This window comes from Microbispora catharanthi (assembly GCF_006334915.2).
Taxonomy (GTDB): domain Bacteria; phylum Actinomycetota; class Actinomycetes; order Streptosporangiales; family Streptosporangiaceae; genus Microbispora; species Microbispora catharanthi.
This window is the reverse complement of record NZ_VDMA02000017.1, coordinates 129,951-143,461: the sequence shown is the minus strand read 5'-3', so window position 1 is coordinate 143,461 and position 13,511 is coordinate 129,951. Positions and strand designations below refer to the sequence as shown.

The following is a 13,511-nucleotide window of genomic DNA, read 5'->3' as shown; positions in this document are numbered from 1 at the left end:
CAGCTCCTCACCGTACATGGGGTGCACGGGTCAGGCCGCGTACGGCTGGCTGACGGCAGCCCGACGACCGATGTTGATCGCCGCGTTGTGGTCGGCCGGGCCAGCGAACCCGCACCTGACACACGAGAAGTCGTCCCGGGTGGGACGGTTGCGTTTGTCGCAGTGCCCGCATCGGTGACAGGTCCGCGAGGTGTTGCGCGGGTCCACCAGCCGGAGGGGGACTCCGGCGAGGGCGGCCTTGTAGGTGATGAACGTGCGGAGCTGACGGAAGCTCCACGAGTGGAGGTCGGCACGCTGAGCCTTGGTAACCGTGACCCGGTCGCGAATGCCTTCGAGGTCTTCGAGGGCGATCCCGGAACGGGTGTCTTGGGCTTTGCCGACCAGATGCTTGCTGATGCGGTGGTTGACGTCCCGGGCGAACCGGGTTTCCTTGCGGCGGCGCTTCCTCAGCAGCCGCTTGGCGCTCTTGGTCCTCTTCGTCTGAAGACGGGCACGAAGGCGGGCGTTGCGCCGCCGTACGGCTCGCACACCCTTGCCGCAATGGACTTCCCCGCTCGAGTCGGTGGCCAGGTTGACGATGCCGAGGTCCACACCCAGCCACTCGCTGGGTGCGCCCTCTCGTGGAGGTTCCGGGACCTCGATCACTACGGCAAGGTAGAACGCTCCATCGCGGTAGATGAGATCAGCCTGCCCCCGCATAGTCGCTCCCGCGGTCGCCGACCAGCGGCCTTGGTAGACCACAGGGATGATGATGCGCCCGCCCGTTGTAAGCAGGCTGACCTGGTCGCGGCCCTTCCACGACAGGATCCGTTGGTCATAAGCGACCGCGCCCAACTCCCTGACCATGGGCTTGATGGTCTTGTTCCGCTTGTAGGCCTCACACGCCTTTGCGATGGCACGGATGGCCATCTGTGCCGACAGGCCGAACTGGTGCCTCAGGTCGGTGTAAATGAGCTTTTGAACCGTCATCTTGTTGGCCGTGCGAAGGGCGAACGCGACCTCGGCAGCCCGGTTGGCAGCGGCGTTGCATGCCCGCATCGTCGCCAGCAGGCTCTCAGCCTGCTGCGCGCTGGGGGCAAGCTTCAGCATTTCCGTCACCAACACATCACTCAACGTAACAGTCTTTGATCGCGAAAGGATCACATGTGCAGGACCGCTCCGTGCCTCCTCCCAACTTCGAAGGACTGGCTTTCCACGCTGTAGGTTCCTCCGTGAACGAGAAGGGCGTGAAGGGGGCTGGGAACGTGAAGGGCGTGGCCATCGTCCGCCTGGGCGTCGACGTGCCGTACGAGCAGGCGTGGACCCTGCAGCGGCGGCTGCACGCGCGGCGGGCGGCCGACGAGATCTCCGACCTGTGCCTCATGCTGGAGCACGCCCCCGTCTACACGGCGGGCAAGCGGACGCTGCCGCACGAGCGGCCGGTCGACGGCACGCCGGTCATCGACGTCGACCGGGGCGGGAAGATCACCTGGCATGGCCCGGGGCAGCTCGTCTGCTACCCCATCATCCGCATCGGCGACGTGGTCTCCTACATCCGGTTGCTGGAAGAGGTGCTGATCCAGGTCTGCGCCGACTTCGGGCTGACGGCCCGGCGGGTCGAGGGCCGCGGCGGGGTCTGGGTGCCCGGCGACCCCGCGCACGGGCTGCCCGACCGCAGGCTCGGCACGATCGGCATCCGGGTCTCCGGCGGGGTCACCATGCACGGCTTCGCGCTCAACTGCGTCAACGACCTGAGCTGGTACACCCGCATCGCCGGTGACGACTCCGGGGTCACGTCGCTGGCGGCCGAGACCGGCCGGCGGATCATGGTCGACGAGGTCATCCCGTTCGCCGGCAAGCGCCTCGCCGAGGCTCTCGGCGAGGAGCCGTACGACCTGTACGAGGAGGATCTCGCCTGACGGCTACGCGCCGCGGCCCTTCCGGCGGATCTTGATCTGGCGCATGTCGGTCACCGCGACGTGCAGGATCTCGTACGGGTGCCCGTGCGCGTCCAGCGCGGCCATCGCTCCCAGCGCGGCCTCGTCCTCGCCGTCGTCCGGCCCCGCGGGCACCTGGCAGCGGAAGGTGAAGGCGGACACGCTCGCGTCGTGGGTGAACGTGCCGCCTTCGGTGTAGGCCGCGCCGCCCACCGCCGTCACGGCGGCCCGGCCGGCGTCGTCGAGGCCCTTGAACTTTCCTCTGATCGTCACTCTGAACACGGTCGTCCCTCTCGTACGGCATAGGCGCGGACCCGCTCGCCCAGGAGGCTCTCGGCGACGTCGAGCAACTCCAGCACGGCGGCCGCGATGGCGTCCGGGCTCTCCCCCGCCGTCGTACGCCGCCCGATCTCGGCGTACACCAGCGAGTGGAGGCAGCCGATGTGCCAGGCGACCACGCGCGGCAGCGGATCGCCGGCGTCCGCGCCGGTCTCCTCGGCCAGCGCGACCGCCAGGGCGTCGGTCATCCGGCGGCCGAGGTCCTCCAGCCGGGCGGTCAGCGTGGGGGCGGCCCGCATCATCTCCAGCACACGTCCGAATCCCGCGCTCAGCCCGACCGTGCGTTCGCGCCCGTGTATCTCCCGGCGCAGGCGCTCCAGCACCGCGACGGCCGCCGACTGGCCCGGCGGCCGCTCCCGCACGATGTCGGCCAGCCTCCGGGGCGAGGCCTCCTCGGGCGGGAGCACGAGGTCCTCCTTGGCCTGGAAGTAGTTGTAGACGGTGTTCACCGACACCTCGGCGGCCTGCGCGACCTCGGCCATCGTGACGTTGTCGAATCCGCGCTCCACGAACAGCCCGACCGCCACCTCGGCGATGCGCTGCCGGGTCTGCCGCTTCTTGCGCTCCCGCAGTCCCTCGGCCATTTCTGCACTCTACTGCAAAGTTCCAATCGATTTCACTTTTGTGGACCTCGCCCGGCGGGACGGCCTCGGACATACTCGCGGCATGAACCTCTCCTCACCCCCCGGCGAGGTCCGTGCCGATCTGCTCCCCAGTGACACCAGGAGGCGGTTCCTCCGGCTCCGGGGCCGGCGGCTGGACAGACCCGGCCGACCGGCCGCCAGGCTGGTCTCCTTCGCCCTGTCCGCCGTCGTCCACGCGGTGACCGCGGCCATCCTGGCCGGCGGCGTCCTCATCGTCGTCAACTGGCACGGCAACGTGCTCGGCTGGCTGTTCGGCGGCGTGCTCGCCGCCATCGCGATCTTGACCAGGCCCAGGACGGCCCGGCTCCCGGGCGGCGCCGAGGAGGTCACCAGGGCGGAGGCGCCGACCCTGTTCGAGGCCGCCGACCGGATCGCCGGGGCCGTCGGCGCCGCGCCCCCGGCCGCGATCCACCTGCACGACCGGCTCTTCCGGTGCGCCCACCTGCGCGTCGGGGTGCGGCGGCGGCCCGTGCTGCTCGTCGGCCTTCCGCTGCTGCTCACGCTGACGCCGCGCGAGCGGGCGGGCATGCTCGGAGCGGAGCTCGCGCGCGACGTCAGCGGCGACCCCGGCCGCGGCCTGCTCGTGCCGTCCGCGCTCGCCACCACAGGAGAGTGGCGGCACGCCCTGACGGGCATGCGGGTGGACCGCTATCACGACTTCGGCGACCCCGTGCTGGACGGGCACAGCACCGTTCCCGGGGGCAGGATGGCGTCGCAGGCGATCGGCAAGGTCACCGGCTGGGTGCTGGTGTGGCCGTTGTTCCTCGCCGAGTTCGCGCTGCGGCGGCTCGTCTCCGCCCAGTCGCAGCACGCCGTCTACTACGCCGACCAGGTCGCGGCCCGCGCCGTCTCGTCGAGGGCCGTCGTCGAGTACGTCGACGCGCTCACCATGGCGGAAGGCCGCCTCACCCCCGTGATGGCCGCGGCCAGGCGCGGGGAGACGGCCGAGGAGATCCGCCGGGCCGTGCTCTCCAGGGATACCGACCCCGGCCTGGTGGCCGCGCGCCGGGAGGACTCCCTCGCCGGACAGACCGCCTGGCAGGCGGAGCCGCCGACGGCGCTGCGGGCCGTCCTCCTCGAATCGGCCGGCGTCGACGAGGGCTCGGTGGGCCTCGGCTCCGGCGAGTCCGACCGGATCGACGCCGAGCTGTCGCGCCACCTCGCGCGGACGGTCCGGGAGCTGTCCCGGATCACCTGAAGGCAGGTAATAAGCTGGGCTCGTGAACGAGCGTTCCGACAGGCACGCAGGCCCGCGTACGGCGCAGGGCCGCGTGCTCCCGCTCGGACCCCGGGCCCGCGGACCGCTGCCGCGGAGTGCTGCGAAGGAAGTCGCATGACCGTCGCTCCTGAAGGCCGAAAGCTCCTCCGCCTGGAGGTGCGCAACAGCCAGACCCCCATCGAGAAGAAGCCGCCGTGGATCAAGACGCGGCTGCGCAACGGCCCCAACTTCAACGAGATCAAGTCGTTGGTGAAGGGCGCGGGGCTGCACACGGTGTGCCAGGAAGCGGGCTGTCCCAACATCTCCGAATGCTGGGAGGACCGCGAGGCCACCTTCCTCATCGGCGGCGACCAGTGCACCCGGCGCTGCGACTTCTGCCAGATCGACACCGGCAAGCCGGCCGAGTACGACAGGGACGAGCCGCGCCGCGTCGCCGAGTCGGTGCACCAGATGGGCCTGCGCTACGCCACGGTGACCGGCGTCGCCCGTGACGACCTGCCCGACGGCGGCTCCTGGCTGTACGCGGAGACCGCCCGGCAGATCCACGAGATGGTGCCCGGCTGCGGCGTCGAACTGCTGGTGCCGGACTTCAACGGCGACCGCGGCCAGCTCGAGGAGGTCTTCTCCAGCAGGCCCGAGGTCTTCGCGCACAACATCGAGACCGTGCCCCGGATCTTCAAGCGGATCCGGCCCGCGTTCCGCTACGAGCGCTCGCTGGCGGTCATCGGCATGGCCCGCGAGGCGGGGCTGGTCACCAAGTCGAACCTCATCCTCGGCATGGGCGAGGAGCGCGAGGAGATCACCCAGGCGCTGCGCGACCTCCACGAGGCCGGGTGCGACCTGGTGACCATCACGCAGTACCTGCGCCCCACCCCGCGCCACCACCCGGTGGACCGCTGGGTCAAGCCCGAGGAGTTCGTGGAGCTCCAGCGGGAGGCCGAGGAGATCGGCTTCGCCGGCGTCATGTCCGGACCGCTCGTGCGCTCGTCCTACCGGGCCGGCCGCCTGTACCAGCAGGCGATCGCCGCCCGTGTGGGCGAGTCTCGTTTTCATTAAGTCAGCTCGGCGTTTGTATCCTTCAGACCATGGCGAAAGACGCAGCGGCTCCGGGTCGCCTCAAGCAACTCCGGATGGTCGCACAGATCATTCAGCAGGCGAACCCCAAGGGAATGCCGATCGTCTACGCGTCGGCTCTGGGCACGCTCGTCCTGTTCGTCGTCATCGGCGTGATCTTCAGCTGGACGTGGATCGTGTTCGGCGTCTTCGCCGCCGTACTGGTGGGGATGGTCATCTTCAGCCGGTTGGCGCAGAAGGCGCAGTATTCGATGCTCTACGGCCAGCCGGGGGCGACGTACGCGATCCTGCAGAGCCTGCGCGGCACCTGGTACGTCGAGGAGAAGCCGGTCGCGGTCAACCGCGACCAGGACCTCGTCTTCCGGGTCGTCGGATTTCCGGGGGTCATCCTGGTCTCCGAGGGCCCGCCGAACCGGGTGCAGCGCATGCTCGTCGCGGAGAAGAAGCGCGTGCAGCGCGTCGCGGTCGACGTACCCGTGTACGACATCCAGTGCGGTGACGCGGAGGGCCAGGTCCCGTTGGCCAAGCTCCAGCGGCACATGATGAAGCTGCCCCGCAACCTGAAGAAGGGCGCGGTGTCCGAGGTCAACAACCGGATGCGCGCCCTCACCCCGGCCATCCCGATGCCGAAGGGCCCCATCCCCAAGGGCGCCCGGATGCCGCGCGGCCCCAAGATGCGCTGATCGCGTTGGGTGTCGGAAGGCGGCCGGTCTCCCGGTCGCAGACCTCACGGGCCAACCGGGGCTGGTGGGACGGCGCGGCCGACGACTACCAGGCCGAGCACGGCGGCTTCCTGCGCGACGACGGCTTCGTGTGGTGCCCCGAGGGCCTGGACGAGGCCGACGCCCGGCTGCTCGGCGACGTGGCGGGGCGCCGGATATTGGAGATCGGGTGCGGCGCGGGCCAGTGCGGCCGGTGGCTGCTGGGACAAGGGGCGACGGTTGTCGGCGTCGACCTGTCCTACCGGCAGTTGCAGCACTCCCGGCGAATCGACATGTCCGCCGGGATGCGACTGCCCGTCGTCCAGGCCGACGCCGAGACGCTGCCGTTCGCGGACGAGTCGTTCGACCTGGCGTGCTCGGCCTATGGGGCGCTGCCGTTCGTCGCGGACGCCGGGGCGGTGCTGGCCGAGCTGCGCCGGGTGCTGCGGCCGGGCGGCCGGTTCGTGTTCTCCGTCAGCCACCCCGTGCGGTGGGCCTTCCCCGACGATCCGGGCCCGCGCGGCCTGACCGCCGACCGGCCCTACTTCGACCGGTCGCCGTACGTCGAGTTCGGCGAGGACGGCGAGCCGTCGTACGTGGAGCACCACCGGACGATGGGCGACTGGGTGGGCCTGATCGCCGCCTCCGGCCTCGTCCTGACCGGCCTGACCGAGCCGGAGTGGCCGCCGGGCCACGACCGCACGTGGGGCGGCTGGAGCCCGCTGCGCGGCCGCCTGCTCCCCGGTACGGCGATCTTCCAGTGCGTCAGGAACTGAACCCGGCTAGAGGTTGACGACGACCGTGCCGCCCGCGCGGTCGTGCAGGCCGCGCCGGTCGCGGTCCCAGATGAGCGCGGGCACGGCGAGGCACAGCAGCAGCGTGCGCACCAGCACGCCGAGGAAGGGCGGCCGCCCGCCGTCGAGCCCGGCCACGCGGATGCCGAACAGGCGCATCCCCAGCGTCATGCCGATCGTGCCGACCAGCAGGACGTACTCCGCGGCGAAGACCCCGAGGCCGACGGCCCCGACGTCGTTGCCCTGGAGGCGCAGCAGGCCGCCGGCGACGGCCCAGGTGCACAGCAGCCAGTCGACGGCGACGGCGCCGATCCTGCGCCCCCACCCCGCGACCGCCCCGGGGCCCTGCTCGGGCAGGCCGAGGCGCTGCCCCGGATAGCCCAGGTCCACCCCGGCTGCCCGCGGGCCCCCGAGCCAGGTCTGCGTCCAACGCGGCTGCCGGTCACTCATGGTTTCCCAGCGTATCGGGGAGGGTCACCGGTCTGGCGTCCGGCCGCGAAGCCGTACATCATGGGCAGGCTTATCGCATTAAATCCCGGTATCGTGAATCGTTTCCGACCTGAGCGCTTTGGAGGGAACCGTGCGGCCGGCGGACCCCGATGACATCGACGCGCGCTTCGAGGCGCTGGTCGCGCAGTTCGACGAGGACGAGATCCGGCGGATGACCTCGGCGGCCGGGTCGGCCGAGTCGCCGCCGGGACGGCGGCGCCGTCCGGCCGTGCTGGTGGTGATCGCCGGCCTGGTCGTGCTCGTGGGGCTCGTCGTCGTCCTGCGGCCCGACGTCCTGGAGAGGCTCGGCATCGTCCGCCCGGCCACGGGCGGCGAGGACCTGATGATCTCCGGCCCCGTGGTCGCCCGGCCCGGGCCCGTGCTGACGCCGATCCCCGACGGCGAGGAGGGCCTGTTCGACCACGGCCCCGTCCCGGCGCCGTCCACCGGTCCGTTCGCCGGCACTCCCGCCGTTGATTACGCCGACGGGGAGCAGGGGCTGGCCATGCCCGCGGCACGCGCGCTCGGCGGGCTCACGGAGAAGGAGGTCGGCCAGGCCCTGCAGCGCGTACGGCGACTGCTGTCGGCCGCGCACCTCGACCCGGCCACCGTGCGGGGCGGCCGCCCGGAGGAGTTCGTCCGCCTGCTGCACCCCCGGCAGCGCGAGACGTTCCTGCGCCGCCTGGACGACAGCGGCCCCTCAGGCACCCGGTCGTGGCTGTTCAGCCTCGCCCCGGACGCGGCCGAGCCGGTCGGCGACGTCGTGAAGGTCTCCGGCGAGACGACGATCTCCGAAAGGGCCGGCGGAGGCGTCACGATCGAGACGGACTATCTGTTCGTCCACCCGGTCAGCCGCCCCGGCACGCCCCTGATCGTGACGAGGGTCGTCGAGCACCACAGGAGCGAGTTCTCCGCCTACCATGAGGACGGGAAGCTCATCGTCTGGCTGAACACGGACAGATCAACCCTCTTCGGTGCGAATTGCGCCCCGGATAACGGATTCGTTCACCCGCGATTCCCTGGCGACCCGCAGGGAGCGCGGCCCTCCGGCGAGCCCGTCGACCCCTACGACCGCGTCTCAGGCATTTCCGGCGGGCCCCGCTGCCCGGCCGCGTTGGGCACCTGACCTGCGAGAAGGCCGTACGATGGAGCTGGGGAACGGCGGGCCGACGTTATCGCCGCGACCGCCCGGGTAGCGCTTTCCCTTAACACGCGCGAAACAATCGAGACATGGGGCGGAAACGGCATCGGCCTATTTTCGGGTTGCTAGCCCATGCCCCTGGGAGGTTCGAGAGTGTTCAACTCCGCCGATGACGTCCTCAAGTTCATCCGGGACGAGGGTGTGCAGTTCGTTGACGTCAGGTTCACGGACCTGCCGGGGACGACGCACCACTTCACCTTCCCGTCTGAGAACTTCGGCCCGAACGTCTTCACCGACGGCCTCATGTTCGACGGCTCGTCGATCCGCGGGTTCCAGGCCATCCACGAGTCGGACATGCTCCTGCTGCCCGACCCGTCCACGGCCGTGCTCGACCCGTTCCGTCAGCACAAGACGCTGAACATCAACTTCTTCGTGCACGACCCGCTGACCGGCGAGGCCTACAGCCGCGACCCGCGCAACGTCGCGCGCAAGGCCGAGGAGTACCTCAAGGGCACCGGCATCGCGGACACCGTGTTCTTCGGCCCCGAGGCCGAGTTCTACATCTTCGACGACGTCCGCTTCGAGACGAGGCAGAACGCCGGCTACTACTACATCGACTCCATCGAGGGCGCCTGGAACACCGGCAAGGCCTCCGAGGGCGGCAACCTGGGTTACAAGCCCCGCTACAAGGGCGGCTACTTCCCGGTCCCGCCGATGGACCACTTCACCGACCTGCGCTCGGAGATGGTGCGCAACCTCATCGAGGCCGGCATCGAGACCGAGATGCAGCACCACGAGGTGGGCACCGCCGGCCAGGCGGAGATCGACTTCAGGTTCGGCACGCTCCTCGAGACGGCCGACAAGCTGATGCTGTACAAGTACATCATCAAGAGCACGGCCATCCAGGCGGGCCGTACGGTCACGTTCATGCCCAAGCCGATCTTCGGTGACAACGGCTCCGGCATGCACTGCCACCAGTCCCTCTGGAAGGACGGCGAGCCGCTGTTCTACGACGAGGTCGGCTACGCCGGTCTGTCGGACATGGCGCGCTACTACATCGGCGGCCTGCTCAAGCACGCCCCGTCGCTGCTGGCCTTCACCAACCCGACGGTGAACTCCTACCACCGCCTGGTGCCCGGCTACGAGGCCCCGGTCAACCTGGTCTACTCGCAGCGCAACCGCTCGGCCTGCGTCCGCATCCCGATCACGGGCTCGAACCCGAAGGCCAAGCGCATCGAGTTCCGCGTGCCGGACCCGTCCTGCAACCCGTACTTCGCCTTCGCCGCCATGCTCATGGCCGGCATCGACGGCATCCGCAACAAGATCGAGCCGCCGGAGCCGGTCGACAAGGACCTGTACGAACTGCCGCCGGAGGAGGCCCGCAACATCCCGCAGGTGCCGGGCTCGCTGGAGAAGGTGCTCGACGCGCTCGAGGCCGACCACGACTACCTGCTGGAGGGCGGCGTGTTCACGCCGGACCTCATCGAGACCTGGATCTCCTACAAGCGCGAGAACGAGGTCGACCCGATCCGTCTCCGCCCGCACCCGCACGAGTTCGAGCTGTACTACGACGTGTGACCGGCGACCGCGCGGTGACGTGCATGTTCATCGCGCGGTGTCCGGCTGGTTCATGGGAAGCCCGTGGGAAGGTCCTGCACCTTGCCGCGGGCTTTCCGCATCGCGCGCTCAAGCGTGCGGGGATCGGCCTGCGCGCCGTTGTCGCCGGTCGGAAGAGCCGGGAGTGCACCTCCGTCACCGGCCGTTCTCATCTCCCGGTCGCGAGCATAGCGGCGTACCCGCTCCCGGTTCGCCAGGTATTGCGCAGTGACAGTTCACCGAAGCGCCATCCCCGACCGGTGCTCACCACGACAGCGTGGAGTACCCCGCCGGCTAGGAAGTGCGTGTGCAGCGTATTGGGATCTCGTTCCTGGTCGGCCCACAGGTGCATGGCGATCAGGTTGGCTCGGAGCCGGGCGCTGTCTCCGTCGAGGTCGATGACGTGGTCGGAGCTGACGTGATGGGTTGCCCGGAAGCGGGCGAAGCTCTCGCTCTGCCCGGCGGCGATGGCCTCGGGCCCGACAAGTGACGCACCGTTGGGCCGCGTCAGGCGGCCGCTGACGGTGAACACCGCCTCCATGGACGCGCGAGGAAACGTGAGGGCCGCGACGTGATGTACCGCTCAAGGTGGCCCTGACGGCACCGCATGCGCGGCCGTCACGGCGCACACCGTGACGGCGGGCGTAGCGATGCGCTGCGTCATCCGGCGATGACGGCCGTGGTCGTACGGCCGCCGTCCACGTCCAGCACGATGCCGTGGACGAACGCGGCCTCCTCGCTGGCGAGGTAGACCGCGGCATGCGCGATGGCCTGCGGCTTGCCCATGCCCCCCGCCGGAGTGCCGTTCATCATGACCTCACCCGCGCGCGCCGCCCCCGACGCGGGCTCCAGAATCACGCCCGGAGAGATCGCGTTCACGCGTACGCCGCGAGGGCCGAATTCGGCGGCCCAGGATCGCGTGAGGGTCTCCACCGCGCCCTTGGTGGAGCTGTAGAGCGCGCCCTGGGGAACGCCCAAGCGTGCGATCCACGAGCCCAGGTTGATGATCGCCCCGCCCCCGGCCTCGACCATAGCGGGAGCGATCGCGGCGGTCAGGAAGAACGGCGCCTTCACGTTGACGGCGTAGACCTGGTCGAAGGTCTTCTCGTCGGTGTCCACCGTGCTGTCGCCGGGGTAGATCCCGGCGTTGTTGACCAGGATCTCGATGCCCCCGCCGAGAACGGACGTCGCCTCACGCGCCAGGGCGTACGAGGCCTCGGCGCTTCCGTCCAGATCCGCCTTCACGAAGTCGGCCCGGCCACCGCGTGCCCGGATGCCGTCGACGACTCTCCCGCCCCGCTCGGCGCTGCGGCCGGACACGATCACGTGCGCGCCCTCCGCCGAGAACGCCTCCGCGATCGCCCGCCCGATGTTGCTCGTCGATCCGGTCACCAGCGCCCGCTTGCCTTGCAGCCGTCCGCTCATCACGCGCTCCTTTCATGCTCGTCTGCCTGTGCCCGCACCGGAACCTGCTCCGGTCACCCGCGCGGCACTGCCACTGTGCGAGGTAAGAATTGGACCCGCAAGTCCAATCCCGCGGCGGCCGTAGGCACCCGGCTGATCGCAGACGGACGACCGGCGTGGAGGTGCCAGAGGGGTGGATCTTTCCGCTGGGAAGGCCGGCGTCCGGTCGCGGTCACCGAGGCCCTGTGGGACGGCTGCCGCGGGGGCACGCGGATATAGTCCCTTCGTGACCACTACTGACGACATCCGGCGCTGGGCCACGGCACTGCCCGAGGTCGAAGAGGTCAGTCACTTCCGGTTCAAGGTTCCCGTCTTCAAGGTGCGGGGCCGGACCTTCCTCGGCATGGGCAGGGACGAGACGACGGCAGTGTTCTGCGTCGCCGAGCAGCAGGCCGCCGATGCAGCGCAGGCCGACCCGTCCGCCTACGAGTCCGTACGCCGCCCCGATGCGCGGAAGAGCTTCCTCGGGCTGCAGGTCGAGCTCGGCAGAGTCCCGGCGGAACGCGTCAGGAATCTCGTGGAAGAGGCATGGCGTCAGCAGGCGCCGAAGCGGCTGGCAGCCGAGTATGACCGGCACAAGCCGGTGTGAGATCGCGAGAAGACGGGCGAGACGGCGAGATTGTTCCGCGTTCGCCACTGCGGGTCCCCGCTCGCTGCCGCTGCGGAGACGCACGAGCCGCAGCATGTCTAGAAGTCGGCTTGTCGCGCGGAGAGGTCGCCGGTGGAGTGCGGTACTTCCGGCGAGGGTGGGACGAAGATCGCGGGGATGAGTACGCGCACTGGGGCACCTGCACGTTCTATTTGGCGCTCGACCCCGAGGGGTACGCCCACGTGCAGGTCGAGGCCTACGCCGGCGGCACCGTGATCGCCTACGACGCGGATCACGACGAGGACGAGTACGGGGGCTTGACCTACGACCAGCTGGATCTCGACGAGTTCGCTCCGTACGAGATCGGCGAGCGGGAGTTCCACGAGGCACTGAGCCGGTTGCGACCGATGAACAGGCGGGTTCATGAGGCGCCAGACTGATCACAGACGGACGACCCGTGCGGAGGTGGTGAGTGACGGATCTTTCCGATCTGGAGGGCCGCCGCCTGGTCGCGGTCACCGCGGCCCTGTTCGCCCACGAGTCCGACGCCCCCGAACTCCTGCACGTGTGGCTCCATCTGGAGACGACAACCGTCGTGGTCCGCGACACCGCCGACTGGGCTCTGCGCATCACGCTGGACGAACCAGGAGAGAGCTACGTGATGGATGAGCTCGGCAGCCGTGTGGATATCGTGCCCGCCCCCGCCGAGGTGCCCTTCGTACGACATGTCGGCGAGCGGCTTGTCCGCGTGACCAAGGGATTCGACGCCGAGGACCCCGCCCATTGGGTGGAGGCGGAGTTCGTCTTCGAGACGGGACGCGTGATCGCGGAGGCCTTCGGAGGCGACCTCCGCCTGCGCCGCGGGCTGTGGTGACGACGAGATCCGGCTGGCACGAGCCGACCTGAGAGCGAGCGTCCCTGCCGGCGTGGTCGCCGGGCAGAGAGCCCGTGGCAGCCGTGACAGCTACAGGCCCAAGGGGTGCGCGGACAACCAGTCCCGATGCCGCTCCTTGAGCGCATCGCGTTCCGCGCGGGTGGGCGCGATCACGTCGGCGCCCCCGTCGTAGGGGTGATAGAGCCAGCGCAGGTCCGGGGGGCCGAGGATCACGCCGGCGATCTCGTCGTCCGCCACGGCCCGGAGCAGTTCGTCGACGACCCCGGGCCGCCAGGGTCGCGTCTCGGCGTAGAGCTGGGTGTGGCTGCGGTAGCGGGGATCATCGTCGGGATCCTCGAGGAGGGTCCGCCAGTGCCAGGCCGCCGGTGCGACCTCTGATCGCCGCGGCCACCGCTGAGGCGTTGTCGCGGGCGTGTCCGTCCACTCGGCCGTGACGACCAGAAGGCGTGGTCCGGGATCGAGTTCGGAGAGCACGGTGTGGTGACGGCCGAGCACGATGGCGTACTCCGCCTCGTCGTCCGGATAGCGCTTGGACTCCGGCAGGCTGTGAAATCTGACCCAGCGGTCCGGATAGTGGTCGCGAAGCCAGTGGGCGAACGGCGGGCACTCGGGCCACCGCCGGTCCCAGAGGTCGGTCATCGTCGCAGGGT

17 protein-coding genes are annotated in these 13,511 nt (G+C 69.9%); 10 read left to right on the top strand and 7 right to left on the bottom strand.

All coding sequences use genetic code 11. The features are described 5' to 3' along the window. Positions 1-30: 30 nt before the first annotated feature. Positions 31-1,089, bottom strand: a complete 1,059-nt coding sequence (locus FH610_RS28905; protein ID WP_240809264.1) for an RNA-guided endonuclease InsQ/TnpB family protein — start codon at positions 1,087-1,089, stop codon at positions 31-33. Positions 1,090-1,244: 155 nt separating this feature from the next. Between FH610_RS28905 and lipB the strand changes: the two genes are divergently transcribed. After that, entirely contained in the window at positions 1,245-1,898 is a 654-nt protein-coding gene (gene lipB, locus FH610_RS28900) for a lipoyl(octanoyl) transferase LipB (protein WP_139578248.1), read from the top strand. 3 nt (positions 1,899-1,901) lie between these two features. Here lipB and FH610_RS28895 read toward each other — a convergent pair whose 3' ends face one another. Together FH610_RS28895 and FH610_RS28890 are read right to left on the bottom strand one after the other, a co-directional pair. Then, positions 1,902-2,189 (bottom strand): DUF6204 family protein, encoded by a 288-nt coding sequence (locus tag FH610_RS28895; RefSeq protein WP_240809253.1) that lies wholly within the window; start codon positions 2,187-2,189, stop codon positions 1,902-1,904. Next, positions 2,186-2,839 carry a TetR/AcrR family transcriptional regulator gene (locus FH610_RS28890; RefSeq protein WP_139578175.1) on the bottom strand — a complete coding sequence of 218 codons (654 nt, stop codon included), beginning with the start codon at positions 2,837-2,839 and terminating at the stop codon, positions 2,186-2,188. The genes FH610_RS28895 and FH610_RS28890 overlap by 4 nt, the downstream gene beginning before the upstream one ends. Positions 2,840-2,921: 82 nt before the next feature. Between FH610_RS28890 and FH610_RS28885 the strand changes: the two genes are divergently transcribed. From FH610_RS28885 to FH610_RS28870, 4 genes are all read left to right on the top strand, one after another. Beyond that, positions 2,922-4,097 carry a M48 family metalloprotease gene (locus FH610_RS28885; protein ID WP_139578174.1) on the top strand — a complete coding sequence of 392 codons (1,176 nt, stop codon included), beginning with the start codon at positions 2,922-2,924 and terminating at the stop codon, positions 4,095-4,097. Between the two features lie 135 nt (positions 4,098-4,232). Then, positions 4,233-5,174, top strand: a complete 942-nt coding sequence (lipA, locus tag FH610_RS28880; protein WP_139578173.1) for a lipoyl synthase — start codon at positions 4,233-4,235, stop codon at positions 5,172-5,174. Positions 5,175-5,203: 29 nt separating this feature from the next. Then, positions 5,204-5,875 (top strand): DUF4191 domain-containing protein, encoded by a 672-nt coding sequence (locus tag FH610_RS28875; protein WP_139578172.1) that lies wholly within the window; start codon positions 5,204-5,206, stop codon positions 5,873-5,875. A 5-nt stretch (positions 5,876-5,880) separates the two neighbouring features. Next, the gene (locus FH610_RS28870; protein WP_139578171.1) at positions 5,881-6,669 is read left to right on the top strand and encodes a class I SAM-dependent methyltransferase; all 789 of its coding nucleotides are present in this window, start codon (positions 5,881-5,883) and stop codon (positions 6,667-6,669) included. Positions 6,670-6,675: 6 nt separating this feature from the next. Here FH610_RS28870 and FH610_RS28865 read toward each other — a convergent pair whose 3' ends face one another. Further along, entirely contained in the window at positions 6,676-7,137 is a 462-nt protein-coding gene (locus FH610_RS28865) for an RDD family protein (protein WP_139578170.1), read from the bottom strand. Positions 7,138-7,267: 130 nt separating this feature from the next. Between FH610_RS28865 and FH610_RS28860 the strand changes: the two genes are divergently transcribed. Together FH610_RS28860 and glnA are read left to right on the top strand one after the other, a co-directional pair. After that, the gene (locus FH610_RS28860; protein WP_139578169.1) at positions 7,268-8,302 is read left to right on the top strand and encodes a hypothetical protein; all 1,035 of its coding nucleotides are present in this window, start codon (positions 7,268-7,270) and stop codon (positions 8,300-8,302) included. Between the two features lie 168 nt (positions 8,303-8,470). Continuing rightward, a complete protein-coding gene (gene glnA / locus FH610_RS28855; RefSeq protein ID WP_139578168.1) occupies positions 8,471-9,895 on the top strand; it encodes a type I glutamate--ammonia ligase in 1,425 nt (474 codons plus the stop codon). A gap of 187 nt (positions 9,896-10,082) precedes the next feature. On the opposite strand, the gene FH610_RS28850 is transcribed toward glnA, so the two are convergent. Then, positions 10,083-10,454, bottom strand: a complete 372-nt coding sequence (locus tag FH610_RS28850; protein WP_205826145.1) for a nuclear transport factor 2 family protein — start codon at positions 10,452-10,454, stop codon at positions 10,083-10,085. A gap of 119 nt (positions 10,455-10,573) precedes the next feature. Beyond that, positions 10,574-11,338: an SDR family NAD(P)-dependent oxidoreductase gene (locus tag FH610_RS28845; RefSeq protein ID WP_139578167.1), complete on the bottom strand. Its 765-nt coding sequence runs from the start codon at positions 11,336-11,338 to the stop codon at positions 10,574-10,576. 265 nt (positions 11,339-11,603) lie between these two features. Here FH610_RS28845 and FH610_RS28840 point away from each other — a divergent pair, with 265 nt between their 5' ends. The 3 genes from FH610_RS28840 to FH610_RS28830 all read left to right on the top strand — a co-directional run bounded on the left by FH610_RS28840 (position 11,604) and on the right by FH610_RS28830 (position 12,840). Continuing rightward, a complete protein-coding gene (locus FH610_RS28840) occupies positions 11,604-11,966 on the top strand; it encodes an MmcQ/YjbR family DNA-binding protein (RefSeq protein WP_161628102.1) in 363 nt (120 codons plus the stop codon). A 110-nt stretch (positions 11,967-12,076) separates the two neighbouring features. Continuing rightward, on the top strand, positions 12,077-12,406 hold the full coding sequence (locus tag FH610_RS28835) for a hypothetical protein (RefSeq protein WP_139578165.1): 330 nt from the start codon (positions 12,077-12,079) through the stop codon (positions 12,404-12,406). Between the two features lie 32 nt (positions 12,407-12,438). Next, a complete protein-coding gene (locus FH610_RS28830) occupies positions 12,439-12,840 on the top strand; it encodes a hypothetical protein (protein WP_139578164.1) in 402 nt (133 codons plus the stop codon). A gap of 90 nt (positions 12,841-12,930) precedes the next feature. On the opposite strand, the gene FH610_RS28825 is transcribed toward FH610_RS28830, so the two are convergent. Next, positions 12,931-13,500: a DUF3885 domain-containing protein gene (locus FH610_RS28825; protein WP_139578163.1), complete on the bottom strand. Its 570-nt coding sequence runs from the start codon at positions 13,498-13,500 to the stop codon at positions 12,931-12,933. Between the last annotated feature and the right edge of the window lie 11 nt (positions 13,501-13,511).

Coding starts and splice junctions, on each gene's coding strand:
- FH610_RS28905 (WP_240809264.1), bottom strand. CDS start 1,089: ATGCTGAAGCTTGCCCCCAGCGCGCAGCAGGCTGAGAGCCTGCTGGCG.
- FH610_RS28890 (WP_139578175.1), bottom strand. CDS start 2,839: ATGGCCGAGGGACTGCGGGAGCGCAAGAAGCGGCAGACCCGGCAGCGC.
- FH610_RS28885 (WP_139578174.1), top strand. CDS start 2,922: ATGAACCTCTCCTCACCCCCCGGCGAGGTCCGTGCCGATCTGCTCCCC.
- lipA (WP_139578173.1), top strand. CDS start 4,233: ATGACCGTCGCTCCTGAAGGCCGAAAGCTCCTCCGCCTGGAGGTGCGC.
- FH610_RS28875 (WP_139578172.1), top strand. CDS start 5,204: ATGGCGAAAGACGCAGCGGCTCCGGGTCGCCTCAAGCAACTCCGGATG.
- FH610_RS28865 (WP_139578170.1), bottom strand. CDS start 7,137: ATGAGTGACCGGCAGCCGCGTTGGACGCAGACCTGGCTCGGGGGCCCG.
- FH610_RS28850 (WP_205826145.1), bottom strand. CDS start 10,454: ATGGAGGCGGTGTTCACCGTCAGCGGCCGCCTGACGCGGCCCAACGGT.
- FH610_RS28845 (WP_139578167.1), bottom strand. CDS start 11,338: ATGAGCGGACGGCTGCAAGGCAAGCGGGCGCTGGTGACCGGATCGACG.
- FH610_RS28825 (WP_139578163.1), bottom strand. CDS start 13,500: ATGACCGACCTCTGGGACCGGCGGTGGCCCGAGTGCCCGCCGTTCGCC.